The following is a 24,930-nucleotide window of genomic DNA, read 5'->3' as shown; positions in this document are numbered from 1 at the left end:
CCGTGGTGGAGGCCTCGACGTCCACCCGTTATGCGCAGAATGTCACACTTGACGGTAGCTGGTCCTCGCTTCGGCGGGGCGCGCCGCGGCGTACCACGAGAAGGGCGACCCCCCGCGCGGCCGGCGACCGGGGGGAGTGGGGAGCGGGGCGGATGGACCGGTGGCGCAGCGGCGCGGCGGCGTGTGCCGCCCGAGCGGTCGCGGCAGGGCACGCCGGAGCGCGGCTGGCCCGCCGCGTGCCGCCGCCCTGGCCGTACGTCATCGGCCTGTTCCTCGGCGCCAAGCTGCTGCTCACCCTGCTCGGGCTCCTGGTCCTGCACGCCTGGGACGGCGTCCCCGGTGCCCCGCCCGCGGACGAGGCGTTGATGTGGGCGCAGCAGCGGGACATCTCCGGGCAGCGGTGGATCTCCTTCTGGTTCGCCTGGGACTCCATGCTCTACCTACGGCTGAGCACCCTGCCGCTGAGCGGGCCGTGGGTGGACTTCGGCTTCCCGCTGCTGTACCCGTTCCTGGCCCGGCCGGTCGGCGTGCTGCTCGGCGGCGACACCGCCCTCGCCCTGTTGCTGATCAGCAACGTCGCGTTCCTGCTGGCGCTCTGGTACGGCTACCGATTGGCGGAACTGCTGCTCGGTGACGGCCCGGCGGCCCGGCGGTTCACCAGATATCTGGTGCTGCTGCCGACCGCGTTCCTGTTCCAGGCCGCGCTGACCGAGTCGCTCTTCGTCTGCCTCGCGTTGGCCACCTTCTACCACGCCGAGCGGCGCCGGTGGCTGCTGGTCGGAGTGTTCGGCTACTTCCTGGCGATGAGCCGCTCCGTCGGACTGCTCGTGGTGCTGCCGCTGGCCCTGGTGCTGCTGCGGCAGCACGACTGGAGGCTCGGCCCGCGCGCACTGCTCGGCTACCTCCGGACCGGCTGGCCGTTGCTGCTGCTGCCCGCCGGGTGGTTCACCTTCATGGCGTACTGCCGGTGGCGGGGTGGAGGCTGGTTCGCCTATCAGCACGCCCAGCGGACCGGGTGGGGCATCGAGGTGCAGAACCCCGCACCGGTGCTGCTGAACGGGTTGACCGGCGAGCCCCGCGACGCGGCTCGGGTGTGGTTCGCCGTGGCTGTCCTGGCCGTGCTGATCGCCGGCTTCCGCCGCCGGGAGCTGGCCTATCTGGTGTACGGCGTCCTCATGGTGCTGGTGCCACTGTCGATGGGCCCGCCGGTGTACAAGAGCCTGCTGCGCTACCTGCTCGCCGTCTTCCCGGTGGCGCTCGTGCTGGCCCGCTGCGCCCGGCACGCGAGCGTCGACGTCTGGCTGACCGCGACGCTCGCCGTGGTGCAGGGCGTGCTGTTCGTGCTCTGGCTCAGCTACTGGACCCACATGATCATCTGATCGGGTCGGTCGACGGGGCGGGCCGTACCCATCTCACGACCTGAGCCGGCCCCGGCGCGGCCGGGACGCACCGGCCTGTGCGAGCCTGCTACCGACGTTCGACGCTTAACCGAGTGGAGGCCCGGTGTTCACCCTGCCGCTGACCGACGAGGTCGAGCTGCGTCCGCTGGAGCCGTGGCGGGCCGAGGAGTTCCTCGCCCACATCGACCGGGCCCGCGACCACATCAAGCCCTGGGTGTCACCGTCCTTCGCCGCCACCGACCTGGAATCCGCCCGTGCGGTGTTGCAGCGCTACGCCGACCGCTGGGCCAGCGACAGCGGCGGCATCTGGGGTCTGTGGTGGCGGGGCACCCTCGTCGGCGGGGTCATCTTCGTGTCGTTCGACGCCAGCACCGGCATGTGCGAGGTCGGGTGCTGGGTGGAGCCGGCCGCGCAAGGCAGGGGCATGGTCGCCCCGGCGGTCCGCCGGATCATCGACTGGGCGGTGCGCGAGCGCGGCATTCAGCGGGTGGAGTGGCGCACCAACGCCGACAACACCCGCAGCAAGGCCCTCGCCCAACGGCTCGGCTTCCGTCTCGACGGCACGCTTCGCCAGCTCAGGCCCGGCCCGCACGGTCGGATCGACCTCGAGGTCTGGTCGGTGCTTGCCGACGAGTGGCCCGGGTGATGACGCACCGTCCACTACCGACGGCGGATTGTTGTCGTACCCGCACGGCACCATGCATCCATGGCCGTCCCCGCGCTCACCCCCCACTCCGACCCGCCGCGTTCCGTGCCGCTGCGTGAGGCGCGCACCCGGTTCAGCCAACTCGTCGCGCTGGCCGAGCTGACCGACGCGGTCACCGTCGTCACCCGCGACGGCGATCCCCGCCCGGTCGCCGCCATCGTCCCCGCCGCAGCCGCCCGCAGCGGCGCGCAGGCTCGCGCCGACGCCGACCGACTTGCCACGGTCACCGCCGGCTGGGCCCGCCGCCTCGACGAGCAGCACCGCCGCAGCAGTCAGCGGCACGCCGTCGAGCTGAGCGCGGTCCGCGCGGCGCTTGCCGAGGTGTGGGCCGAGCTGGATCGCCGGGTCGTCCCCGGCAGCGACCCGACGGTGGCCCGGCTGCGCGCCGCGCACACCGACCTGCTCGCCGGCTGAGCCGCTTCCGGCCGGCGGGTCAGCCGTTCGCCGGGTACGCGTGCGTCTCGGTCGCCTTGACCGCCACCCAGACCCGCTGACCGGGGATCAGCCGTAGCTGGGCGGCGGCGGCCGGCGTGACGTCAGCGGCCACCCCGACCGGTCCGTCCAGTTGCACCCGCACGTTGTCACCGTGCCGTTGGACGCCCGCCACGGTGCCCGCCCAGGTGTTGCGTGGGCTGCCCTCCGGCCGGGCCGGATGCAGCGCCACCGCCGCCGGCCGGAACGCCACGAACGCCTCACCCTCCACCCGGTCGGCGACAGTGAGGGTCAGCTCCGGCGAGACCCGCACCCCGTGCCCGTCGGCGCGGCCCCGATACAGGTTCAGCCCAACCAGCCGGGCCACATAGTCGGTGCGGGGCCGGGCGGTGACGCTCGGCCCGTCGCCCTCCTGCACCACCCGGCCACCCTCCACGATGACCAGGCGATCGGCCAACGCCAACGCGTCCAGCGGGTCGTGGGTGACAAGCACCGTGGCGCCCGGGTGGGCGGACAGGTGCCGGTGCAGCTCCGCGCGGGTGTCCAGTCGGGTACGGGCGTCAAGCGCGGCCAGCGGCTCGTCGAGCAACAGCAGCGACGGCGCCACGGCCAGTGCCCGGGCCAACGCCACCCGCTGCGCCTGACCGCCGGAGAGCTGCCGAGGCCGGCGCTGCGCCTGCGCCTCAAGCCCCACCCGGCCCAGCCACTCCCGGGCCGTGGCACGGGCAGCCCGCCGGTCGACGCCGTGCCGGCGCGGCCCGAACGCCACATTGTCCACCGCACTGAGGTGCGGGAAGAGCAGGTAGTCCTGGAAGACCACGCCGATCGACCGGCGTTCGGTGGGCACCCAGGCCCCGGCCGCCGGGCGGTCCAGGTCGACGCCGTCGAGGGTGACGTGCCCGTCGCTGAGGCAGTGCAGCCCGGCCAACGCCCGCAACGCGGTGGTCTTGCCCGCGCCGTTCGGGCCGAGCAGCGCCACCACCTCGCCGGGCGCGACCCGCAACGGCACGTCGAGCCGGAAGGCGCCCCGGTCGACGACGAGCCGGGCGTCGAGCAGTCGACCGGCCGCCCGAAGGTCGACCGGCGCAACCGATCGGGTGCTCATGCGGTGCTCATCCAGCTCATGCGGTGCTCATCCAGCTCATGCGGTGGTCATCCAGCGGTCCCGCAACGCGACCAGGATGCCCACCGACACGACGAGCAGCACCAGACTGAGCACGATCGCGGACTCCAGGTCGGTCTCCAACGCCAGGTAGACGGCGAGCGGCATGGTCTGCGTACGACCCGGGTAGTTGCCGGCGAAGGTGATGGTGGCACCGAACTCGCCGAGCGCCCGCGCCCAGCAGAGCACCGCCCCGGCGGCCAGACCTGGCGCCACCAACGGCAGGGTGACGTGAGTGAAGGTGGTCCACCGGCTCGCGCCCAACGTCGCGGCGGCCTCCTCGTAGCGGTGGTCGGCGGCGCGTAACGCACCCTCCACGGCGATCACCAGAAACGGCATGGCGACGAACGACTCGGCCAACACGACACCCGCCGTGGTGAACGGCAGGGTGATGCCGAACGTGGCGTCGAGCCAACCGCCGAGCAGGCCACGCCGGCCGAAGACCAGCAACAACGCCACCCCGCCAACCACCGGCGGCAGCACCAGCGGCACGGTGACCAGCGCGCGTACCAGCCGACGGCCGGGAAACTCGACCCGGGCGAGCACCCAGGCCAGCGGCACCCCGAGCAGCAGGCACAGTGCGGTGGCCAGGGTGGCGGTCTGCACCGACAGCCGCAGAGCGGTCAACGCGCCCGGCCCGGTGAGCCGCTCCGGCAGGGTCGCCCACGGCGCCCGGACCAGCAGCCCGGCCAACGGTAGGACGAGGAACAACAACCCCAGCCCGGCGGGGATCAGCAACGCCGCCGGCACCCGCCCCCGCCGTCGAGGTGTGGCCCGGCGACCGCGAGGTGCGTCGTGGGCGTGGACCTGTTGCCTCACGGCGCCTGGAAACCCGCCTCGGCAAGGACCGCCTGCGCCGGCGCCGATCCGACGTACGCGACGAAAGCTTGTGCACCGGCCGGATTCGGCGCGTCCTTGAGCGCGACGATCGGGTAGTCGTTGATCGCCCGCGCCGACTCGGGAAACTCCACACCTGTCACGTCTGCACTCGCCGCCCGCGCATCCGTGCGGTAGACAAGCGCGGCGTCCACCTCGCCCAGCCGCACCTTGGCGAGCGCACCCTTGACGTCCTGCTCCAGGGTGACAGGTGTCAGTGCGACGCCGGCCGCGCCCAGTGCGGTGCGGGCCGCCGCGCCGCAGGGCACCTGCTCGGCGCAGAGCGCGACCTTGACACCCGGACCGGTCAGGTCGGCCAGGCCCGCCACCCGGTTCGGGTTGCCCCGGGGCACCGCGATCACCAACTGGTTGCGGGCGAAGACGCTCGGTGCCCCGTCGGCGCTGCCCGCCCCGGTCACCCTGGCCATGTTCGCCGGTGCGGCCGAGGCGAACACGTCCGCCGGTGCGCCCTGGGTGATCTGGTTGGCCAGGGCGGCACTGCCGGCGAAGTTGAGGGTCACACTGCTGCCCGGGTTGGCGGCCTCGAAGTCCCTCCCGATGCGGGTGAACGACTCGGTCAGCGAGGCCGCCGCGAACACGGTCACCGTACCGGTGACCCGACCGTCCTCGTCGCCGCCGGCCACCCCCTCGTCACCCGTTCCGCAGCCAGTCAGGGCCAGCCCGGCCGCCACCAGTAGGGCCGCGACCCTGGCCCGGGTGCTCATCCGCCCGCCGGCCACCAGGGAGGCCGTGCCCCTGCTCCACGCGTTCATCCGCCCGCTCGTCCCCTACTCGTGACAGGTGTGGCCCGCTCCACCACCACCGTGGTCGACTTGATCACCGCGACGGCCACCGACCCGACCCGCAGGTCCAGCTCGTCGACGGCCTCCCGGCTCATCAACGACACGACCCGGAACGGGCCTGCCTGGATGTCGACCTGGGCCATCACCGTGTCCTTGCGGACGTCGACGACGATGCCGCGCAGCCGGTTGCGGGCCGAGGAGAACTCGGCGCCCGCGTCCGGGTCGGCGGCCTGGGCACGCGCGAAGGCGGCCAGGTCGACGCCGGCGACGACCCGGTGGCCGTGCTCGTCGCGCCCAGCGGGCAAGCGCCCGGCGTCCATCCAGCGGCGGACGGTGTCGGCGCTGACGCCGAGCAACTCGGCGGCCTCCCCGATCCGGTACGTCGTCACGCGCTCACTCTAACGTCCGCACCTGCGAGCCCGGAAGCCTGGATTTGGCGGCAACAGCGTGGGTTTGGCGGTGTCAGGCCCAGCATTTGCGTCTGGCTCACCTGTCCCTGGGGGTTTGCGGTTCCAATCGGGAACCCTGGCTTCGTGAGCGCCGCTCAGTGAGTGCCCGTCCTTCGGTGGGGGTGCTCTCGCGTGGGGCACACTCACAAGATCGTGCTCGATCAATGAACCAGTGGTGTCGGGTGCCGATGAGGCCACTACATCCTGGTTCGAGCGCGATCTTGGTGGGGGTGCGGGCGCGGGGCGCGGTCGGGTGGGCTCGCGTGCGCCCACCCGACCGGCCGTTAGGCGGGGTCAGCAGTTGCGGAGTTCGGGCGACTGGTTGAGCAGTTGGCCACGGGTCGACACGAAGCGGCGGTAGCGCTCACCGTCGACGGCCGACGGGCGGAACGCGGCGACGCGGTGGCAGTTCTGGAAGGCCAGGCGTACGCCGAAGTGCCGTTCCAGGCCGGCGCGGATGGCGTCGCTCGCCAGCGCGCGGAGCAGTTGACCGCGGTCGGCGTCGGTGGGCGGCGCGACGTCGTTGTCGGCCAGGTCGGCGTTGCCTGCCTCAAGTTCGGCGACGACCCGGCTGACGGTGGCCCAGGCGTACGGCAGGGAGTCGCGGACGCAGGCGATGAACGCCTCGTCGTCGACGGGGCCGCGTTCGGCGGCGTCCAGCAGGGCGGGCGGAACGGTGAGCGACATGGTTCTCCTTCGCAGAAGTTAATGATTACCGTTTTCAATAACGGCATCGACTGAGGAGACCACGTCTGTCGGACCACGTCAACGATGTCCCGCGCGCCACGCCGCGACCCCCACGCCGCGACCCCGGGCGATCCGCGGGGGCGTCAGGGCCGGCGGGGGTGGCCCTTGAGGTGCCGGCCCAGCTCGCGGGCGATCTCCCGGTTGGCGTCGCGCTCGGCCAGCGTCTGCCGCTTGTCGTAGGAGCGTTTGCCCTTGGCCAGGGCCAGCTCGACCTTCGCGAAGCCGTTCTCGAAGTACATCGACAGCGGGACGAGGGTCACCCCGCCCTCGCGGACCTTGTCCAGGATCCGGTCGATCTCGGCCCGGTGCAGCAGCAGCTTGCGGTTGCGGCGTGGGGCGTGGTTGGTCCACGTGCCGTAGGCGTACTCGGCGATGTGCAGGCCGTACAGCACGATCTCGCCGTCGCGCTCGTGCGCGAACGCGTCCACCAGTGAGGCCCGCCCCTCGCGCAGCGACTTCACCTCGGTGCCGACAAGCACGATGCCCGCCTCGTACGTGCGCAGGACGGTGTACTCGTGTCGCGCCTTCTTGTTCGAGGCGATCAACCGGCGCGCGGGCGGCTTGGACGGGCTCACCACGCGACGATATCCGGCCACCGGCACGGTCGTCCCGCCCGGCTCGGCCACCGGCACGGTCATCCCGGCCGACTCAGTTTCGTGCTGGGCGTAGTCGCCGGGTCAGGTCCCGTACCGCCTCCGCGAACGCCTCCTGCGACTCGCACGGCCAGTGTCCCAGGATCGGCGGGGGAACGCTGTCGCTGGGTGCCGGCACCACGTCCTGTGGGTCGATCAACCGGCGGTCCACCGTCGCCGCCGGCCCGGTCAACGTCTCGGCCTCCCCGGGACGGTGCGAGGCGAAGATCCAGCCGCCGATGGGGTCGGTGTCGCGCCACAGGTTGATCCAGCGCCAGCCGATCCGTTCGCCGATCTCGCGCAACGCCGGCTCGTCGGCGTACGCCGGGAACAGTCGGGAGTACAGACGTCCCAGCGGCGAGCCGTAGGTCAGCAGCGCGACCCGGTCGGTGATCCGGGAGGGCAGTTGCAGAACCGTGGCGGCGAGCAGCACCGAGCCGTGGCTGTGCCCGGCCAGGAGGACAGCCTGTCCCTGCTCCACCAGGTAGGTGATGCGTTTGCCCAGCTCCGGCACGGCCCGCTCGGCGTAGCAGGGCGGCGCGAACGGGTGCGCCGCCCGGGGCCAGAAGGTGCCGAGATCCCACAGCACCCCCACGTAGCGTCGGAACTGCGCTGTCCGGTACGCGAAGATGCCGCCGACCACGAGGCCGAGCAGGATCCCGGCGATCACGTAGCTACCCGACCCGATCAGGAAGTCGACCATGCCTTCCGGCACGCCCACGTAGCGCTGCGCCACGTCGCCAGGCAGGAGCTGGAGCAGGCCGAGCACGCTTGTGGCCAGGCCGATCGCGGCGAGGCCGGCGTACACCACGGAGAGCGGTTCCAACCGTTCGGTGAAGCGGGCCCGGGCCACCGCCTGCTCGACCCGCCGCAGCCGGTCCGCCGCCTGCGGCGGCGCGTGCGGGAAGTCGGCGGCCACGATCGCCCGCGCGGCCCGCCGCCGCCCGCGCCGGGTCAACCTGGTGGTCACGGCGGCCACCAGCAGCGCGGTCACCACCGCCAGGAAAAACCCGAAGATCGCCCATTTGTACGCCAGCGGCGGGCTGGTCTCCAGGCTGTCCGCGGTCGTCCCGTCCCGGTCGAGCAGGTCCGCCACCCGGTATACCAGCTCGGCGGAGAACGCCACGGCGAGCCCGGCGGAAATCGTCAGGAAGACCGGCGCGCCAAGCGCACGCAGCGGCGCCCTGTGCTGCCCTCCACCGCGCCGCGCGATCACCAGTGCGGCGAGCGCGACCACCAGCACGGTCTGGCTGACGAAGAGCCAGGCCACGATGGCGCTGTAACCGGGCAACGCACCACCTTTCGGCCACGGCGCCGGACTGATGACGACGTGCACGATCACCAGCATCGTCAGGCCGCAGGCGATCGTGCGCAGCCCGCGGAAGGCGCCGTCCACCCGGGGGGCCCGGTCGGTGCGGTCGATGCTCGGCACCACGGTGACCAGGACCAGGCAGCTCAGCAGCACCGCCCCGGTGGCGATCAACAGTGTCACCATCACCCACGAGGAGTGCTGGCTGGCTCGTGCGGCCAGCAGGCTGCCGCTGAGCGTGGCGAACGCCGCCGCGACGTGCACCGAGCGCAGCCGACCCACGAGCGGTTCGCCGTCCCACTGGCCGACGGCGCTGAGCTGGTGTTTCGTGGTCGGCGTCGCCGGGGACCGGAACGCGTCGAACGAGTGGCTGGGGCGGGCACCCAACCACCAGACGAGCCCGATGGCGGCGACCGGCACGAGCGCCAGCACACCGAGGCGCAGCCCCGGCGGGCGCCCGCCGAGCCAGGACAGCCAGCTCCGGCCGGCCAGGCACGACGGGGTGTCCATGCAGCGCCAGGCGATCAGGTCCAGCGCCACCCCGACGATGGAGAGCACGTAGAGCGCGGTGAGAGTGAGGGCGAGCACCCGGCACAGCGCCATGAATCCGCGGGCCGACACGGTCTGCGCCGGGCGCATCCAGAGCGCCACGTTGCAGAGCATGAACGGCAGCAGGAAGACGAGCGACAGCGTCCGCACCGCCGTGCCGGACGGCAGGTCACTCCAGCGGTACGCCTCGAGCGTCACCCCGTCGGTGCCGGTGGAGTCCGGGTAGCCGGGACGCGGTCGGTAGAACCCTCCGCTGCGGTCTCCGGCGACCTGGTGCACGTTCGGCCGGTCCAACACCTGGTCCGCCCCCGCGCCGGAGACACCATGCACCCGCAGCTCCACGATCCCGCCCGTCGTCGGCGGTCCGGTCGGTGTCGCGTCCGCCATGGGCCCCCCGAGGTGTGCGCGTCGGCCGGGCGGGTCGTCGATGTCCGGCGCCCCGCGCGGCCCCTCGGCTTACCCGTCTGCGCGGCGATCACGCGTCCGGCAGACCTCGGCGATGGTGCGGTCGACCCTCGACAGGTGATTTCATGGCGCCATGGCGAACCCGGTGATCCTGACCGTCGACGACGACCCCGTGGTGTCCCGGGCGGTGGCCCGCGACATCCGGCGCCGCTACGGTGACCGGTACCGGGTGCTACGGGCGTCCTCCGGGCCGGAAGCCCTGGACGCGCTGCGCGAGGTCAAGTTGCGCGGCGAACAGGTGGCGCTGCTGCTCGCCGACCACCGGATGCCGGAGATGACAGGCGTCGAGTTCCTCGAGGCGGCCATGGACATCTTCCCTGCCGCCCGTCGGGTGCTGCTCACCGCTTACGCGGACACCGACGCCGCGATCGAGGCCATCAACGTGGTCGACCTGGACCACTACCTGCTCAAACCCTGGCACCCGCCGGAGGAGAAGCTGTACCCGGTGGTCGACGGGCTGCTGGAGGCGTGGGCGGCCACCCCGGTCGCGGCCAGCGCCGAGATCCGGGTCGTCGGGCACCGCTGGTCGGCGCCGTCGTTCAAGGTCCGTGACTTCCTGGCCCGCAACCTGGTGCCGTACCGGTGGCTGTTGTCCGACGACCCGGAGGGTGTCCGGTTGCTCGACGCGGCCGGGGCCACCGAGGCGGACGTACCCCTGGTGGTGACGCCGGAGGGCAAGGCGCTTGTCGCCCCGAGCGAGGCCGAGTTGGCGGCGCTGGCCGGGTTGACGGTGGTGCCGGCGTGTGACTTCTACGACCTGGTGGTGATCGGCGGTGGCCCCGCCGGTCTCGGCTCGGCCGTGTACGGCGCGTCGGAGGGGCTGCGCACCGTGCTCGTGGAGCGACGGGCGACCGGCGGTCAGGCCGGGCAGAGCAGCCGGATCGAGAACTATCTGGGCTTCCCGGACGGTGTCTCCGGCGCGCAGTTGACCGATCGTGCCCGGCGGCAGGCGGTCAAGTTCGGCGCCGAGCTGCTCAGCGCGCGGGAGGTGGTCGGGCTCAGCGAGGCCGGCGGCGCCCGGTTGCTGCGCTTCGGCGACGGCTCCGAGATCGCCGCGCACACGGTGGTGTTGGCCACCGGTGTGTCGTACCGGGTGCTCGACGCCCCGGGGCTCGCCGACTTCACCGGGCGGGGAGTGTTCTACGGCGCTGCCGCGACCGAGGCGCCGAGCTGCGTCGAGCAGGACGTCTACATCGTCGGCGGGGCCAACTCCGCCGGCCAGGCCGCGGTCCACTTCTCCCGGTACGCGTCGAGGGTGCACCTGCTCATCCGTGGCGCGGACCTGACCGGCTCGATGTCGCGGTACCTGATCGACCAGTTGGAACGGATCGACCGGATCACCGTGCACCCGCACACCGCCGTGGTCGGCGCTGCGGGGGAGGACCACCTGGAACGGCTCACCCTCTGCGACACCCGCACCGGGGAGGCCCGCTCGGTCGACGCCTCCTGGCTGTTCATCTTCATTGGGGCGGAGCCCCGCACGGACTGGCTGGACGGGGTGCTGGTCCGCGACGGGCGTGGTTTCATCGTGACCGGTCCGGACCTGCTCGCCGGGGGTCGGCGGCCGGCCGGCTGGTCGCTGTCGCGCGACCCGTACCACCTGGAGACCAGTGTGCCGGGGGTGTTCGCCGCCGGCGACGTGCGGGCCGAGTCGGTCAAGCGGGTCGCCTCGGCCGTCGGCGAGGGTGCGATGGCGGTGTCGCTGGTGCACCGCTACCTGGAAGCCCAATGAGTCGGGTCTTGCGAGCCCCGCAGTCGCGCACCAAGGAGGCCCAGTGACCGAGTCCGACCGGCTGACACCGGCGCAGTTGCGCACCCTGTTCCTGTTCGAGGCGCTCGACGACGGGCAGCTCGACTGGCTGGCCGAGCACGGCCGGGTCGAGCAGCGCGCCGGCGGCACCCTCGTGTACGGCGAGGGCGAGCCGGCGACCTGCTTCTTCGTGCTGGTGCGCGGGGCGGTGGCGTTGAGTCGCCTGGTGCGCGGTGACGACGTCGAGGTCAGCCGGACCGAGCAGCGCGGGGTGTACGGCGGGGCCACCCAGGCGTACCTGGGTGACCAGGTCGAGCAGATCTACCGCAACAGCCTGCGGGCGGTGACCGACGCGGAGTTCTTCGTGCTGCCTGCGGAGGATTTCGCGTACGCCCTGCGGTCCTGGTTTCCGATGCCCATGCACCTGTTGGAGGGGCTGTTCTTCGGGATGCGGGACAGTCAGGCCATCGTCGGAGAGCGGGAGCGGCTGCTGGCCCTCGGCTCGCTCTCGGCCGGTTTGACCCACGAGCTGAACAACCCGGCCGCAGCCGCGGTGCGGGCCACGTCGGTGCTGCGCGACCGGGTCGCCGGGATGCGACACAAGCTCGCCATGATCGCCGACGGGCGGCTCGACGGCAGCGCCCTGCACGGCCTGGTCGCGTTGCAGGAGGAGGCGGTCGCCCGGGTGGCCACCGCGCCGAAGTTGACGCCGATGGCCACCGCCGACGCCGAGGACACCCTCACCGACTGGCTGGAGGAGCACGGGGTCGGCGGAGCCTGGGACCTGGCGCCGATCCTTGTCGGCGGTGGGCTCGACGCGGCCTGGTTGGCGCAGGTGAAGGCCGCGGTCGGGGCCGCGGACCTCGAGGCGGCGGTGCGCTGGCTCACCTACACCGTCGACACCGAGCTGCTGATGCGCGAGATCGGCGACGCCGTCACCCGGATCTCCGGGCTGGTGGACGCCGCCAAGCAGTACTCGCAGCTGGATCGGGCGCCGCACCGGGTGGTGGACGTGCACGACCTGCTCGACGCGACGCTCGTGATGTTCAAGGGCAAGATTCCCGCCGAGGTCAAGCTGGTCCGCGAGTACGACCGCGGCCTCCCGCCGGTGCCGGCGTACGCGGCGGAGCTGAACCAGGTGTGGACCAACCTGATCGACAACGCGTTGGGCGCGATGGGGGAGAAGGGCGTGCTCACCGTCCGCACCTGCCTCGCCGGCGACCTGCTGGCGGTGGAGATCACCGACACCGGGCCCGGCATCCCGCCCGAGGTCCGGCCGCGCATCTTCGAGCCGTTCTTCACCACGAAGCCGGTCGGCGCGGGCACCGGCCTGGGGCTGGACATCTCGTACCGGATCGTGGTGCACAAACACCACGGCGACATCCGGGTGGAGACCGAGCCGGGACGCACCACGTTCCGGGTCCTGCTGCCGGTCACCGAGGGTGCACCGAACGAACCAGGCGACGCGCCGACTACCTAGAGACAGCTATACGTTGCGGGCAGTAGTCTCGGGCGGCGTTCGTGATCCCGCCCCCGAGGAGGGCCCGTGGAGTCGATGGCCCGCCAGCGCACCCCTGCCGACGACGACCCGCCGATCGACCCGCCCGGCAGCGCCTCGATGCTGCCGGAGCTGGAGGACGCCGCCTGGATGCACCACTCGAGAGCGTTCGCGCACACCGGCTTCTGGGCGGTGGCCCGACGACTGCCCCGGCTGGTTCGCGAGGCGGTGGCGTTGGCCTGGGCCACCAACCGGATGGACACTCTCGCCTCCATCGGCCTGAACGTCGCCGCCGGGGTGATGACCACCTTCGGCCTGCTCGCCACCACCTCCGTACTGCGGGAGCTGTTCGCCGCCGGGCCCACCCCGGACCGGGTGCGTTCAGCGCTGCCGGCGCTGATCGTGGCCGCGGCGGCGGTCTCGGCGCGCGGCGGCCTCGCCATCGCGGCCGGTTGGGCCCAGGCCCGGCTGATCCCGCAGATCAACTATCAGGTGGAGCTGCGGCTGTTCGAGGCCACCACGGCTGTCGACCTGGCGGCGTTCGACGACGCCGGGTTCGCCGAGGAGATGGACCGGGTGCGCGACCGGGGGATGGCGGAGGCGGCGTCGATCGTCGACCACACCGTCAACCTGGTCACCGGTGTGGTCGGCATGCTCGCCACCGCCGTGGCGGTGACCGTCATCCAGCCGCTGCTGCTGCCCTGCCTGTTGCTCGCCGCGGTGCCCCAGGCGATCACCGCGGTGCGGATGGCTCGCCGGGAGTACCTGGCGATGCTGGCCCGGATCACCCGCCGACGGCGGATGTGGATGCTCGCCCACCTGATGGCCAACCGGCACACCGCCGCCGAGGTGCGTGCCTACCAGATGCGCGACTTTCTGCTCGCCGAGTACCGCGGCGTGATGGCCGTCGAGACCCGCGCGCAGCTGCGGCTGGTGCGCTCCCAGACGGGCACCCGGGTAGCCGGCGCCACAGTGGCGGGGCTCGCCACCTTCGGGGTGTACGCCGTGCTCGGCGGCCTGCTGCTGACCGGGATGGTCGCCCTCGCCGCCGCGGCGACCGCCCTGCTCGCCCTGCAGAGCGCACGGACCAGCCTGGGGGTGGCGGTCGTCGCCACGAACTCGCTGTACGAGGACGCCCTCTACTACCAGGACTACCAGGACTTCCTGACCCGCGCCCACGCCCGCGTGCCGAGCGGCGGCGACCGGGTCGCCGACGCCGTCGAGGTTGTCGACGTGGACGAGGTGAGTCTGAGCTACCCGGACACCGACGCGCCCGCGGTGGACCGGGTCAGTCTGACCATCCGCCGGGGCGAGGTGATCGCACTCGTCGGTGAGAACGGCTCCGGCAAGACCACACTGGCCAAACTGATCGCCGGGCTCTACACCCCCACCGGCGGGGTCATCCGTTGGGACGGCGTCGACATCGCCGAACTGGACCCCCGCGCGCTCGGCGCACAGGTGGCCGTGATGACCCAGGAGTGGTGGAAGTTCCCGTTCACCGCCGGGCAGAACATCCGGGTCGGGCGGCACGACCGCGCCCCCGACCGCTCCGGCCCCACCGTGCGGGAGGCGGCCCGCGCGGTCGCCGCGCACGACATGATCGTCGGCCTGCCGCACGGCTACGACACCCTGCTCGACCGGGAGTTCAAGGACGGCCACGAGCTGTCCGGCGGGCAGTGGCAGCGGCTGGTCGCCGCCCGCGGCCTCTACCGTGACGCGGCTCTGCTGATCTGTGACGAGCCCTCGGCGGCCCTGGACGCCCGCGCCGAACACGCGCTGTTCCAACATCTGCGCCGCCACCCCGACCGGGCGGTCGTCCTGATCACCCACCGGCTGGCAAACGTCCGACACGCGGACCGGATCTTCGTGCTGGAGCGGGGCCGCCTTGTCCAGCAGGGCAGTCACGACGAGCTGATGGCGGCCGGCGGCCTCTATCGGGAGCTGTTCGACCTCCAGGCCAGCGGCTACCTGGCCGGCGCCGACGAAGCCCACCCCCACTGACCCCCGGGAGTGTCCGCCACGCCGCCCGCGCCGATCTTGCACTTTCGGTCGTCGGTATGCGGGGGATGCCCCTTATGTCGCGACAGTAAGTGCAAGATCGCCGAGGAGGGGCCGTGCGGGATCGACGTCCCTGTCGCAGTGGCCTCGGTGAATTCGATGCATCACGACAGGGATCGAGCGCGATCGTGCGGCGTTGGCGCGGGTGCGCGCGCGGTCAGGCGGGGTGGCCGGGGGTGAGGAAGTCGGCGAGCACCCGGGTGTGGGTGGAGAACGCCAGCTCGACCGGGTCGGTGAGCACCAGCCACTCGGTCGCCTCCTCGGTCGGCGCCGACGGGGGCAGGTCCTCGGCCGCCCGCTCGGGCAGCACGCCGAAGACCATCATCGTGCCGCCCGCCGGTGCGCCGTGCACCGCGAACAGGCGGGCGTCCTCGGCCGCGGCTGCCAGGCCGGTCTCCTCCCGCAGCTCACGCACGAGCGCGTCGGGCCACTCCTCGCCGTACTCGATGAAGCCGCCGGGCAGCGCGAGCTGGCCGCGGGCCGGCTCGATGTCCCGGCGGACCACCACCACACCCAGGCCCTCGGTCGTGCGGACCGGCAGCACCGCGACCGCCACCGGCAGCGGGTTACGCCAGACGGTCTCGCCGCAGGCCGCGCAGACTCGCGGCCATCCGGCGGCCGGCGGGTAGGCGGCGCCGCAGTAGGAGCAGTGCGAGTACGGCGTGCCGGTCATGCCGCAGCACGTTACTCCGATCCCGTGTAGAAGGCGGTGGTGCGTTCGGCGGCGGCCTTCGCCTCGTCGGCGTCGGTGCCGGCGGCGATGCTCGCCTCACCCCACAGGTGGCTGCTCAGCTCCATGGCCCGTCGTCCCTCGGCGGAGGCGGTCCACTCGGCGGCCTGTTCCGGCGTGATCCCGCTGCCGTCGGCGGCCAGGTGCGAGGCGAGGCCGAGTAGCCCGAGGTCCCACCCGACACCGACCGCGCCCGGCCCGAACTGGGCCCACCGGTCCTGGTCGACGTGCGCGATGTGGTCCAGGTCGAGGCGGGCCCGCTCGTCGCCGACCGGGGTGAGGCGCACCTCGATCCAGCTCACCTCGCCGCCCATTTCCCAGGTGGCGGTGAAGCGGTGCGGCGGCTCGCAGCTCTCGACGGTGCCGTGGGCGTTGCCCTGGAGCTGGTAGCTGCCGCCCAGCCGGAGGTCACCGGAGATCGGCAGGAACCAGCGGGGGATGCGGTCGGCGCTGGTGCAGGCGTCCCACAGGTCCTCGACCGTCGCCTGGTAGGTCTGGCTGATCGTGGTGACCCGCGCCTCGCCGGCCTCCAGGGTGCGGCTGCCGACCTTGCGCTGGACGGCGTTGATCTGCTCGGTGGCGTCGAACATCAGGTGTTCCTCTCGTCGGGTGGGTCGGCGGGCCCGCGTAGTCGACGCTCGCGTCGGCCCCGGGCCAGCTCGGTGGCGAGTGCCGCCAGGGGTGGGGTCCAGAAGCGGCGGAAGTGCTCCAGCCATCCGTCGACCTCGCGCAGTGGGCGTGGGTCGACCGCGTAGAGCCGCCGGGTGCCCTCCGGTCGCACGGTGGCGAAGCCGTTGTCGCGTAATACCTTGAGGTGTTGGGACACGGCGGGCTGGGAGATGCCGAACTCCTCGCGGATGACCGTGCTGACCGCGCCGGCAGTCTGCTCGCCGGCGGCGAGCAGCTCCAGGATGCGGCGCCGGACCGGATCGCCCAGCACGTCGAAGGCGTGCACGACGACAGTTGTATCACCGGCGGCTTAATTAAGCCAAGTCTGATATTCCGATGAGCTTGTCCAGCCGGATCGGCAGCTCCCGGATCCGTACGCCTGTCGCGTGGTGCACGGCGTTGGCGACCGCCGCTGCGGCGCCGACGATGCCGATCTCGCCGATGCCCTTCACCCCGGTCGGGTTCAGCTCGTCGTCCCGCTCGTCCAGCCAGTACGCCTCGATCGACTCCACGTCCGCGCAGCCGGTGATGTGGTAGGTGGCCAGGTCGTGGTTGACCCAGTCGCCGTACCGCTCGTCGAGCAGGCCCTCCTCGTGCAGCGCCATCGACAGCCCCATCGTCATGCCGCCGATGAGCTGGCTGCGCGCCGTCGTCGGGTTCACCACCCGGCCCGCCGCGAACACGCCGAGCATCCGGTTGAGCCGTACCTCGCCGGTGTCCGCGTCGACCCGCACCTCGACGAACTGCGCCCCGTACGCGTACCGGGGCAGCGCGGGCTGCTCGCCCACCTCCTCGGTGGTGTCCGCCTCGGCGGTCACCTCACCCGTCGGCGGTGCGCCGTCGCGCAGTTTCTCGCGCAGCGCCTGCGCGGCGCGTACCACGGCCCAGCTCCAGCTGGCCGTCCCCATCGACCCGCCGGCAAGCGACGCGGTCGGCAGCTCGCTGTCCCCGATGTGGATCTCCACCCGCTCCGGCGGCACCCCGAGGGCGTCGGCGGCCACCTGCCAGATCGCCGTCCGGGCACCGGTGCCGATGTCGGTGGCGTTGATCCGCACCAGGAAGGTCCCGTCGGGCCGGGCGGTGGCAGTCGCCGAGGACGGCCGCGACCGGGCCGGGTAGCTCGACCCGGCCACCCCGGTCCCGATCAGCCAACGCCCGTCGCGCCGGGACCGGGGTGACGGATCACGAGCGGCCCAGCCGAACCGTTCCGCGCCCTCGCGCAGGCAGGCCACCAGGTTGCGGCTGGTGAACGGAAGCCCCTGGTCCGGGTCGACCGAGGTGTCGTTGCGGATGCGCAGTTCCACCGGGTCGATGCCGGTGGCGACGGCCAGCTCGTCAAGTGCGGACTCCAGGGCGTACGCGCCGGGGCACTCACCCGGGGCGCGCATCCAGAACGGCGTGGGCACGTCGAGGCGGACCAGCCGGTGCGTGGTGCGGCGGTGCGGTGCGGCGTACATGCTGCGGGTGTAGACGGCGGTCTGTTCGGCGAACTCGCGGATGGTCGAGGTCTGGCTGATCGCGTCGTGGCAGATCGCGGTGAGCCGGCCGTCGGTGTCGGCGGCGAGGCGGACCCGCTGAATGGTGGGGGTGCGGTAACCGAGCGGCCCGAACAGTTGCTGACGGGTCAGCGCCAGCTTGACCGGGCGGTCCACGTGCCGGGCGGCGAGGGCGGCCAGCACCACCGACGCCTTGGCGTACCCCTTGCTGCCGAAGCCGCCACCGACGTGCTCGGCGACGACCCGGATCGACTCCGGCGGCAGCTCGAACAGCTCGGCGAGGGTGGCGCGCACCGGCGTGGCGCCCTGGGTGGAGTCGTGCACCAGCAGGTGCCCGTCGTGCCACTGCGCGGTGGTGGCGTGCGGCTCCATCGGGTTGTTGTGGTACGCCGGTGTCCGGTAGGTGGCGTCCACCCGTACCGGCGCGGCCGCGTACCCGGCGTCGAAGTCACCCTCGGCGGTGTCCGTCGGGTAGCTGGGGTTGACGTGCTCGGGCTTGTACAGGCCGGGGTGGTCGTCGGTGAGCACGGTGCTGTGCGGGCCGGTGTCGTAGTCGATCCGCACCAGGCGGGCGCCCTCGCGGGCGGCCTCCAGGCTGGTGGCCACCACCACGGCGACGTACTGCCCCCGGTAGTGCACGGTCGGCTCCTGCAACAGCCGCAGCTCCGGCTGTGGGCCGGGTGCCATCCGGGGCGCGTTGCCGTGGTGCACCACGCTCAGCACGCCCGGTGACGCCAGCGCCTCCGTCGTGTCGATCCGGGTGATCCGCCCCCGCACCACCCCCGACGGCACCGCCCAGCCGTAGGTGACCCCGTCCACCGGGTACTCCACCGCGTACCGGGCCGTGCCGGTGACCTTCGCCGGGCCCTCCAACCGGGGGTACGCCCGCCCGACCGCCCCGGTGCTCACGACGACGCCAGATCGGTGAGCGCCCGCACGGTGATGGCCCGGGTCAGGGGCACCTTGAAGCCGTTGTGCCGCAGGGGGCGCGCTTCGGCCAGCTCCGCGTCGGCGGCCCGGGCCGCCAGCTCGGGGCTGAACCGTTGGCCGCGCAGCTCCTCCTCGGCCCGGTACGCCCGCCACGGCCGGTGCGCCACCGCCCCGTACGCCAACCGCACGTCGCGGACGATGTCCCCGTCGAGGTCCAGCACCGCCGCCACCGACCCGGCGGCGAAGGCGAACGAGGCCCGGTCGCGCACCTTGAGGTACGTCGAGCGACGCGCGGCCGGCAGTGGGGGCAGCCGGACGGCGGTGATCAGGGTGCCCCGGGCGAGGGTGGTCTCCCGTTCCGGGTGGGCGCCGGGGGAGCGGTAGAGGTCGGCGATCGGGACGTCGCGCGGGCCGTCGGCCCCGTGCACCTCCACCACCGTGTCCAGGGCGGCCAGCGCGACGGCCAGGTCGGACGGGTGGGTGGCGACGCACTGCTCGGACCAGTCCAGCACCGCCAGGTCACGGTTCTGGCCGTGCAGGGCGGCGCACCCGCTGCCCGGGTCCCGCTTGTTGCACGCCTTGCCGGTGTCCTGGAAGTAGACGCAGCGGGTGCGCTGCAACAGGTTGCCGCCGGTGGTGGCCATGTTGCGTAGCTGTCCGGAGGCGGCGGCGAGCAGGGCTCGGGCCAGCACCGGGTAGTCGCGGCGCACCACCGGGTGGGCGGCGAGGTCACTGTTGCGGACCGTCGCGCCGATCCGCAGCCCGCCGTCGGGCAGCTCCTCGACGGTGTCCAGCGGCAGCCGGGTCACGTCCACCAGCAGGTCGGGGCGCTGCACCCCGAGCTTCATCAGGTCGACCAGATTGGTGCCGCCACCCAGGTAGGCCGCCTGCGGCTCGGCCACCAGCACGGCGACCGCGTCGGCCACGTCTGCCGGCCGGTGGTAGCGGAAGGCCCTCACCGCGCCACCGCCGTCGTACCGGCGCTCGCCGTCTCGCGCACGGCCGCGACGATGTGCGGGTACGCGGCGCAGCGGCACAGGTTGCCGGCCATCCGCTCGCGGATCTCCGCGTCGGTCAGCTCGGTGGGCGTGTCCAGGTCGCCGGTGACCGCGCTGGGCCAACCCCGGGCGACCTCGTCGAGCATGCCGCGGGCGGAGCAGAGCTGCCCTGGCGTGCAGTAGCCGCACTGGAACGCGTCGTGCGCGATGAAGGCGGCCTGCAACGGGGACAGCTCGTCGGGGCCGGCCAGCCCTTCGACGGTCACCACCGAACGGCCGTCCACGGTGACCGCGAAGACCAGGCAGCTCTTCACCCGACGGCCGTCGAGCAGCACCGTGCAGGAGCCGCACTGGCCGTGGTCGCAGCCCTTCTTGGCCCCGGTCAGGTCGAGGTGCTCGCGCAGCGCGTCGAGCAGGGTGGTGCGGTTGTCCAGGGTCACCTCGTGGGACTCGCCGTTGACGTCGACAGTCACCCGGGACGAGTGGCGCGTGTCCATCGTCGTCGCGTTCTCCGGGTCGCCAGGCACCGGCCCAGACTAGCTTTGTCGGTACATGTCAGGGTGAATAACGCAAAGCCCTTCGTGCGGGGAGGTGACCACGGTGACCGCCGGACTGCTGCTGGCCGCCGGCGCCGGGCGGCGGTACGGCCGGCCGAAGGCACTCGTCGAGCTGGACGGTGAACCGCTGGTGCGGCGCGGGGTCCGGCTGCTCGCCGACGGTGGCTGCGGACCCGTGCACGTGGTGCTCGGCGCGGGCGCCGACGAGGTGCCCGACCTGCCGGGCGCGGTGTCGGTCCGGCACGACCGCTGGCCCGACGGGCTGGGGTCGTCGCTGCTACGGGGCCTGGCCTCGCTGCCGGTCGACGTGCCGGCCGCCGTCGTGGTCCTCGTCGACCAGCCGCTGCTCAGCCCGGTCGCGGTGCGCCGGGTGCGCACCGCGTACGCCGGCGGGGCCGCCGTCGCGGTCGCCACCTACGCCGGCCGGCGCGGGCACCCGATCCTGCTGGGTCGCCAGACCTGGCCGCTGCTGAGCGGGTACGCCGTCGGCGACCGGGGTGCCCGCGACCTGGTGCGCGACCGGCCGGACCTGGTCGTCGAGGTGCCCTGCGACGACGTCGGCTCCCCGCTCGACGTGGACACCCCCGCCGACCTGCTCCGGCTACGCCTGGAGCCGCGTCACCGCCGTTCCGCTGTCAACGGTGGACGCGCCACCGGGGCAGTCCCTGACTCGTCACCGCGTGATAGGTGATCATCACGATGACGGCGATCAGGCCCAGCAGCGGGTTGACGAACCAGCCGAGCAGACCGCCGATCCCGTACAGCACCAGGCCGGTGATCGGTCGCAGCCGCTGCGCCCGCACATACCCGGGGTCGACCCGGTTCTCCAGCAACGCCGGATGGCGGTGCAGGTAGCCGAAGAAGACCAGCCAGGGGGCCGACATCAGCGCCGCGGACAGCGCGTACAGGGCGACCGCCGCGCGCTGGTCGTCGGTGTCGCCCTGGGTGAACGCCGACGCCAGCACGGCGGTGGGGAAAGGGATGATCACCGCGCCGAAGAGGATGCCGAGGTTGATCCAGCTCAGCGCCAGGGTGGTACGGCGGATCAGCCGCAGCAGCGCGTGGTGGTTGAGCCAGAGCACCCCGACGTAGACGAAGGACACCACGAAGGCGAGGTACGAGGGGCCCTCGTCGAGCAGATCGGTGAGCAGTTCGCCCTCGTGGTACTCCGGCACCCGCAGGTCGATGACGAGCAGCGTGATGACGATGGCGAAGACGCCGTCGCTGAAGGCGCTCATCCGGTCGGTGCCGGCCACCCGCCCGGTGGGCCCGGGCTGCGCGGCCTCGTCGGGTGCTGCGGACATTGCCGCAGGCTAGCCACTCGGCGCGGCGGCTCGCGGCGTTTCGACCCACCGGAACACGAACGGCCGCCCAGGGGTCACCCCCGGGCGGCCGTCCGCACTGCCCGCGTCTCAGGCCACCGGCGTGGCCGTGTCGGCCGCCCGCGCGGCCCGCTGGTGGGCGCGGATCACCTCGGCGTAGCGCAGACCGCTCGCTTTCATCGTCCGTTGCTGGGTGGCGTAGTCGACGTGCACCAACCCGAAGCGCTTGTCGTAGCCGTACGCCCACTCGAAGTTGTCGAGCAACGACCACACGAAGTAGCCGTCCAGCGGCACGCCCCGGGCCACCGCCGATGCGCACGCGGCCAGGTGCTGCTCCAGGTGGTCGGTGCGCTCCTTGTCCTCCACCGTGCCGTCTGCGGTGACCTCGTCCGGCCACGCCGAGCCGCTCTCGGTGACGATGATCCGGGCCGGTCGGTACTCCTCGTGCACGTCGACGAGCAGCCGCTCCAGACCCGCCGGGAACATCTCCCAGCCCATCGCGGTCTCCACCGAGCCGGGCACCGGCACCTGCTTCGCGAACGGGGCAGCCCCGGTCGGGTCGTCGACCACGAGCTGACGGAAGTAGTAGTTCACCCCGAGGAAGTCGGTGGGCGTGGCGATCACCGCCAGGTCGTCACCGCGTACCGGCGGCTCGACGCCGTAGGTGGCGATCATGTCGGCCGGGTAGCCGCGCCCGTGGATCGGGTCCAGCCACCACCTGTTGACGTGCCCGTCGGCCCGGCGGGCCGCCGCGACGTCCTCCGAGCGGTCGGTGGCCGCCTCGATCGGGCTGAGGTTGACGACCAGACCCACCGAGGCGGGTCGGGCGGCGTTCGCCCGGATCGCCTGAGTGGCCAGGCCGTGCCCGAGCAGCACGTGGTGCGAGGCGTGCACCGCGCGGGTCAGGTCCCGCTCACCGGGGGCCATGTTGCCCTCCAGGTGCCCGATCCAGCACACGCAGAGCGGCTCGTTGACGGTGCACCAGTCGGCCACCCGGTCACCGAGGCGACCGGCGACCACCGCCGCGTACTCGGCGAACGCCTCGGCGGTGGCGCGCTCCGGCCAACCGCCGGAGTCCTGCAGAACCTGCGGCAGATCCCAGTGGTAGAGGGTGACGAACGGCCGGATCCCGTCGGCGAGCAACGAGTCGACGAGCCGGTCGTAGAAGTCCAGCCCGGCGGCGTTGACCCGCCCGACGCCGTCGGGCATGACCCGGGGCCAGGCCACCGAGAAACGGTACGCGTCCACGCCGAGTCGGCGCAGCAGCGCCACGTCCTCCGGCCACCGGTGGTAGTGGTCGCAGGCCACCGCGCCGGTGTCGCCGTTGTCGACCTTGCCGGGCGTGGCCGAGAAGGTGTCCCAGATGGACGGCGCCCGGCCGTCGACGTCAACGGCCCCCTCGATCTGGTACGCCGCCGTGGCGACCCCCCAGAGGAAGTCGGGTGGCAGCTTGGACAGGTCGGGCACGGGATGGTTCTCCTCTGGGATCGGATGACTCACTTGACCGCGCCGGCGGTGAGGCCGGCGACGAAGTACCGCTGTAGGGCCAGGAACCCGACGACGACCGGGATGCTGACCACCAGCGAGGCGGCCATGATCTGGTTCCAGTAGACGTTGAACTGGGTGGAGTAGCCCTGCAGGCCGACGGCCAGGGTGCGGCTGCCCTCGTCGGTCATCACCGACGCGAAGAGCACCTCGCCCCACGCGGTCATGAACGCGTACACGGTGACCGCGACGACGCCGGGGACGGCGGCCGGCAGGATGACCTGGAACAGGGTGCGCAGCGGCCCCGCGCCGTCGACCTGCGCCGCCTCGTCCAGACCCCGCGGGATCGAGTCGAAGTAGCCGACAAGCATCCAGATCGAGAACGGCAGCGAGAACGTCAGGTACGTGATGACCAGGCCGGTGCGGCTGGCGTACAGCTCGATGCCGGTGGCGTTGCCGAGGTTGACGTAGATGAGGAACAGCGGCAGCAGGAACAGGATGCCGGGGAACATCTGCGTGGACAGCACCGTCACCGTGAAGACGCCCCGGCCACGGAACCGGTACCGGCTCACCGCGAACGCGGCGAAGATGGCGATCGCGACCGAGCAGATCGCCGCGATGCTCGACACCACCAGGCTGTTCACCAGGTACCGGGCCAGCGGCACGGTGCTCCACATGTCGACGAACGGTTGCAGGGTGGGCCGGCTGGGCCACCAGGTGAAGCCGTTCTGCACGTCCTGCAACGGCTTCGCCGCCGAGGTGACCATCACGTAGAGCGGGATGACGACGAAGAGGGTGAGCAGGGTCAGCACGATGCGTCGGCCCCAGCGCTCACCGGCGGTCTCACGCATGGTCGTCCCTTCGACGGTTGGTGATCAGCAGGTACGCGGCCGACACGATCATCAGGAACAGCAGCAGCGCCACCGACATCGCCGACCCGGAGCCGAAGTCCCAGGTCTTGAAGGAGCTGCGGTAGATGTGGATGGAGATGAGGTCGGCCTGCGCCGGCGCGGAGCCGCCGAACAGCACGAACGGGGTGTTGAAGTCGTTGAACGTCCACAGGAACAGCACCAGCAGCAGCACCAGGTTGACCGGCCGCAGCATCGGCAGGGTGACCGAGCGCAGCCGACGCCAGAACCCGGCGCCGTCGATCGCGGCGGCCTCGTACAGCTCGCCGGGCACGTTCTGCAACCCGGCCATCAGGCACAGGAAGGCGAACGGCCAGTTGCGCCACACCGACACCACCAGCAGCGACCAGAAGCTGTTGTCGCCGATCAACCAGAACGGCCGCTCGCCCAGCAGCCCGAGCTGGTCGACGAGGACGTGGTTGACCAGGCCGGTGTCGCGTTGCAGCAGGAAGCTCCAGGTGATCACCGCGGCGTAGACCGGCAGGGCGTACGGGGTGAGGAAGAGCGCCCGCAGGATCGCCCGCCCCCGGAACGGGCGTTGCAGCACGACCGCCGCCGAGATGCCGAGCAGCCAGGCGAAGCCGACCGAGAGCACGCTGTAGGCCAGGGTGACCCAGAACGAGTGCAGCAGTTCCTTGCCTGCGGCGCTGTTCACGTCGAGCGTCGCCCGGTAGTTCTCCCACCCCACGAAGGGTGCGGTGGACCAGTCGCGGATGTGGAACTGGGTCAGCTCCAGCATGCTCATCCAGACCCCGACCACCATCGGGATCACGTGGATGGCGAGTTCCAGCACGATGGCCGGGGCGAGCAGCAGGTATGGCAGGAGTGAGCGGCGCGGGCCGCCGGGCCGGCGGGCCGGCCCTCGTGCCGGTGACCCGGCCCGGGGTTCGCGCCGGGCAGCGTCCGGCGCGGTGGTGCTGGTAGCCATCGGGGTCCTCTCGGAGTCGGTGGCCGTGGTGGGGGTGCGGACCCCACCCCCGCCCCCCGGGTCGCCGTGGG

The 24,930-nt window shown here is 72.4% G+C and carries 24 protein-coding genes; 7 read left to right on the top strand and 17 right to left on the bottom strand.

Annotated features, from left to right (window positions below):
* The first annotated feature begins 152 nt into the window (after nt 1-152).
* From AB0C15_RS17395 to AB0C15_RS17385, 3 genes are all read left to right on the top strand, one after another.
* Entirely contained in the window at nt 153-1,379 is a 1,227-nt protein-coding gene (locus AB0C15_RS17395) for a hypothetical protein (RefSeq protein ID WP_357352976.1), read from the top strand.
* Between the two features lie 124 nt (nt 1,380-1,503).
* Complete coding sequence (locus AB0C15_RS17390; RefSeq protein WP_357352974.1) at nt 1,504-2,046, top strand: GNAT family protein; 543 nt, start codon at nt 1,504-1,506, stop codon at nt 2,044-2,046.
* Between the two features lie 60 nt (nt 2,047-2,106).
* Nucleotides 2,107-2,520, top strand: coding sequence for a type II toxin-antitoxin system Phd/YefM family antitoxin (locus AB0C15_RS17385; protein WP_357352972.1), 414 nt, complete (start codon nt 2,107-2,109; stop codon nt 2,518-2,520).
* A 19-nt stretch (nt 2,521-2,539) separates the two neighbouring features.
* On the opposite strand, the gene AB0C15_RS17380 is transcribed toward AB0C15_RS17385, so the two are convergent.
* From AB0C15_RS17380 to AB0C15_RS17350, 7 genes are all read right to left on the bottom strand, one after another.
* A complete protein-coding gene (locus tag AB0C15_RS17380; protein WP_357352970.1) occupies nt 2,540-3,643 on the bottom strand; it encodes an ABC transporter ATP-binding protein in 1,104 nt (367 codons plus the stop codon).
* A 36-nt stretch (nt 3,644-3,679) separates the two neighbouring features.
* Nucleotides 3,680-4,450, bottom strand: coding sequence for an ABC transporter permease (locus tag AB0C15_RS17375; protein WP_357353296.1), 771 nt, complete (start codon nt 4,448-4,450; stop codon nt 3,680-3,682).
* Nucleotides 4,451-4,515: 65 nt separating this feature from the next.
* The gene (modA, locus tag AB0C15_RS17370) at nt 4,516-5,301 is read right to left on the bottom strand and encodes a molybdate ABC transporter substrate-binding protein (RefSeq protein WP_357353294.1); all 786 of its coding nucleotides are present in this window, start codon (nt 5,299-5,301) and stop codon (nt 4,516-4,518) included.
* Between the two features lie 44 nt (nt 5,302-5,345).
* On the bottom strand, nt 5,346-5,768 hold the full coding sequence (locus AB0C15_RS17365; RefSeq protein WP_357352968.1) for a helix-turn-helix domain-containing protein: 423 nt from the start codon (nt 5,766-5,768) through the stop codon (nt 5,346-5,348).
* Nucleotides 5,769-6,122: 354 nt separating this feature from the next.
* Complete coding sequence (locus AB0C15_RS17360; protein ID WP_357352966.1) at nt 6,123-6,515, bottom strand: SCO5389 family protein; 393 nt, start codon at nt 6,513-6,515, stop codon at nt 6,123-6,125.
* A 143-nt stretch (nt 6,516-6,658) separates the two neighbouring features.
* A complete protein-coding gene (gene smpB, locus AB0C15_RS17355) occupies nt 6,659-7,150 on the bottom strand; it encodes an SsrA-binding protein SmpB (protein ID WP_357352964.1) in 492 nt (163 codons plus the stop codon).
* A 73-nt stretch (nt 7,151-7,223) separates the two neighbouring features.
* On the bottom strand, nt 7,224-9,452 hold the full coding sequence (locus tag AB0C15_RS17350) for a hypothetical protein (RefSeq protein WP_357352962.1): 2,229 nt from the start codon (nt 9,450-9,452) through the stop codon (nt 7,224-7,226).
* 151 nt (nt 9,453-9,603) lie between these two features.
* Between AB0C15_RS17350 and AB0C15_RS17345 the strand changes: the two genes are divergently transcribed.
* The 3 genes from AB0C15_RS17345 to AB0C15_RS17335 all read left to right on the top strand — a co-directional run bounded on the left by AB0C15_RS17345 (nt 9,604) and on the right by AB0C15_RS17335 (nt 14,779).
* The gene (locus AB0C15_RS17345) at nt 9,604-11,262 is read left to right on the top strand and encodes an FAD-dependent oxidoreductase (RefSeq protein ID WP_357352960.1); all 1,659 of its coding nucleotides are present in this window, start codon (nt 9,604-9,606) and stop codon (nt 11,260-11,262) included.
* Between the two features lie 43 nt (nt 11,263-11,305).
* Nucleotides 11,306-12,760, top strand: a complete 1,455-nt coding sequence (locus AB0C15_RS17340) for an ATP-binding protein (RefSeq protein WP_357352958.1) — start codon at nt 11,306-11,308, stop codon at nt 12,758-12,760.
* A gap of 75 nt (nt 12,761-12,835) precedes the next feature.
* Nucleotides 12,836-14,779: an ABC transporter ATP-binding protein gene (locus tag AB0C15_RS17335; RefSeq protein WP_357353292.1), complete on the top strand. Its 1,944-nt coding sequence runs from the start codon at nt 12,836-12,838 to the stop codon at nt 14,777-14,779.
* A gap of 214 nt (nt 14,780-14,993) precedes the next feature.
* Here the strand turns inward: AB0C15_RS17335 and AB0C15_RS17330 are convergent, their stop codons facing one another.
* Genes AB0C15_RS17330 through AB0C15_RS17305 form a run of 6 tightly spaced genes read right to left on the bottom strand, consistent with a single transcriptional unit; the run spans nt 14,994 to nt 20,156 of the window.
* Nucleotides 14,994-15,509, bottom strand: a complete 516-nt coding sequence (locus tag AB0C15_RS17330; RefSeq protein WP_357352956.1) for an NUDIX domain-containing protein — start codon at nt 15,507-15,509, stop codon at nt 14,994-14,996.
* Between the two features lie 11 nt (nt 15,510-15,520).
* The gene (locus AB0C15_RS17325; protein WP_357352954.1) at nt 15,521-16,156 is read right to left on the bottom strand and encodes an SRPBCC family protein; all 636 of its coding nucleotides are present in this window, start codon (nt 16,154-16,156) and stop codon (nt 15,521-15,523) included.
* Nucleotides 16,156-16,521 carry a metalloregulator ArsR/SmtB family transcription factor gene (locus AB0C15_RS17320; protein ID WP_357205230.1) on the bottom strand — a complete coding sequence of 122 codons (366 nt, stop codon included), beginning with the start codon at nt 16,519-16,521 and terminating at the stop codon, nt 16,156-16,158. Before AB0C15_RS17320 ends, AB0C15_RS17325 begins: the two co-directional genes overlap by 1 nt.
* 28 nt (nt 16,522-16,549) lie before the next feature.
* The gene (locus AB0C15_RS17315; protein WP_357352952.1) at nt 16,550-18,640 is read right to left on the bottom strand and encodes a xanthine dehydrogenase family protein molybdopterin-binding subunit; all 2,091 of its coding nucleotides are present in this window, start codon (nt 18,638-18,640) and stop codon (nt 16,550-16,552) included.
* On the bottom strand, nt 18,637-19,620 hold the full coding sequence (locus AB0C15_RS17310) for a xanthine dehydrogenase family protein subunit M (RefSeq protein WP_357352950.1): 984 nt from the start codon (nt 19,618-19,620) through the stop codon (nt 18,637-18,639). Before AB0C15_RS17310 ends, AB0C15_RS17315 begins: the two co-directional genes overlap by 4 nt.
* A complete protein-coding gene (locus AB0C15_RS17305; RefSeq protein WP_357353290.1) occupies nt 19,617-20,156 on the bottom strand; it encodes a 2Fe-2S iron-sulfur cluster-binding protein in 540 nt (179 codons plus the stop codon). The genes AB0C15_RS17310 and AB0C15_RS17305 overlap by 4 nt, the downstream gene beginning before the upstream one ends.
* A 103-nt stretch (nt 20,157-20,259) precedes the next feature.
* Between AB0C15_RS17305 and AB0C15_RS17300 the strand changes: the two genes are divergently transcribed.
* On the top strand, nt 20,260-20,907 hold the full coding sequence (locus tag AB0C15_RS17300; protein WP_357352948.1) for an NTP transferase domain-containing protein: 648 nt from the start codon (nt 20,260-20,262) through the stop codon (nt 20,905-20,907).
* On the opposite strand, the gene AB0C15_RS17295 is transcribed toward AB0C15_RS17300, so the two are convergent.
* The 4 genes from AB0C15_RS17295 to AB0C15_RS17280 form a co-directional block, all read right to left on the bottom strand.
* Nucleotides 20,852-21,520 carry a TMEM175 family protein gene (locus tag AB0C15_RS17295; RefSeq protein ID WP_357352946.1) on the bottom strand — a complete coding sequence of 223 codons (669 nt, stop codon included), beginning with the start codon at nt 21,518-21,520 and terminating at the stop codon, nt 20,852-20,854. The genes AB0C15_RS17300 and AB0C15_RS17295 overlap by 56 nt on opposite strands.
* A 108-nt stretch (nt 21,521-21,628) precedes the next feature.
* Nucleotides 21,629-23,005, bottom strand: coding sequence for a GH1 family beta-glucosidase (locus tag AB0C15_RS17290; RefSeq protein ID WP_357352944.1), 1,377 nt, complete (start codon nt 23,003-23,005; stop codon nt 21,629-21,631).
* Between the two features lie 29 nt (nt 23,006-23,034).
* A complete protein-coding gene (locus AB0C15_RS17285; protein WP_357352942.1) occupies nt 23,035-23,874 on the bottom strand; it encodes a carbohydrate ABC transporter permease in 840 nt (279 codons plus the stop codon).
* Nucleotides 23,867-24,930 (bottom strand): sugar ABC transporter permease (locus AB0C15_RS17280; protein WP_357352940.1); only part of this gene is annotated, 1,064 nt, incomplete at its 5' end. The genes AB0C15_RS17280 and AB0C15_RS17285, both read right to left, overlap by 8 nt.

This window comes from Micromonospora sp. NPDC048835 (assembly GCF_040649995.1).
GTDB lineage: Bacteria > Actinomycetota > Actinomycetes > Mycobacteriales > Micromonosporaceae > Micromonospora.
The sequence above is the reverse complement of the archived record's forward strand: the minus strand, read 5'-3'. Positions and strand labels throughout refer to the sequence as shown.

Coding starts and splice junctions, on each gene's coding strand:
- AB0C15_RS17395 (WP_357352976.1), top strand. CDS start 153: ATGGACCGGTGGCGCAGCGGCGCGGCGGCGTGTGCCGCCCGAGCGGTC.
- AB0C15_RS17385 (WP_357352972.1), top strand. CDS start 2,107: ATGGCCGTCCCCGCGCTCACCCCCCACTCCGACCCGCCGCGTTCCGTG.
- AB0C15_RS17380 (WP_357352970.1), bottom strand. CDS start 3,643: ATGAGCACCCGATCGGTTGCGCCGGTCGACCTTCGGGCGGCCGGTCGA.
- modA (WP_357353294.1), bottom strand. CDS start 5,301: ATGAGCACCCGGGCCAGGGTCGCGGCCCTACTGGTGGCGGCCGGGCTG.
- AB0C15_RS17360 (WP_357352966.1), bottom strand. CDS start 6,515: ATGTCGCTCACCGTTCCGCCCGCCCTGCTGGACGCCGCCGAACGCGGC.
- AB0C15_RS17350 (WP_357352962.1), bottom strand. CDS start 9,452: ATGGCGGACGCGACACCGACCGGACCGCCGACGACGGGCGGGATCGTG.
- AB0C15_RS17345 (WP_357352960.1), top strand. CDS start 9,604: ATGGCGAACCCGGTGATCCTGACCGTCGACGACGACCCCGTGGTGTCC.
- AB0C15_RS17335 (WP_357353292.1), top strand. CDS start 12,836: ATGGCCCGCCAGCGCACCCCTGCCGACGACGACCCGCCGATCGACCCG.
- AB0C15_RS17330 (WP_357352956.1), bottom strand. CDS start 15,509: ATGACCGGCACGCCGTACTCGCACTGCTCCTACTGCGGCGCCGCCTAC.
- AB0C15_RS17325 (WP_357352954.1), bottom strand. CDS start 16,156: ATGTTCGACGCCACCGAGCAGATCAACGCCGTCCAGCGCAAGGTCGGC.
- AB0C15_RS17305 (WP_357353290.1), bottom strand. CDS start 20,156: ATGGACACGCGCCACTCGTCCCGGGTGACTGTCGACGTCAACGGCGAG.
- AB0C15_RS17295 (WP_357352946.1), bottom strand. CDS start 21,520: ATGTCCGCAGCACCCGACGAGGCCGCGCAGCCCGGGCCCACCGGGCGG.
- AB0C15_RS17285 (WP_357352942.1), bottom strand. CDS start 23,874: ATGCGTGAGACCGCCGGTGAGCGCTGGGGCCGACGCATCGTGCTGACC.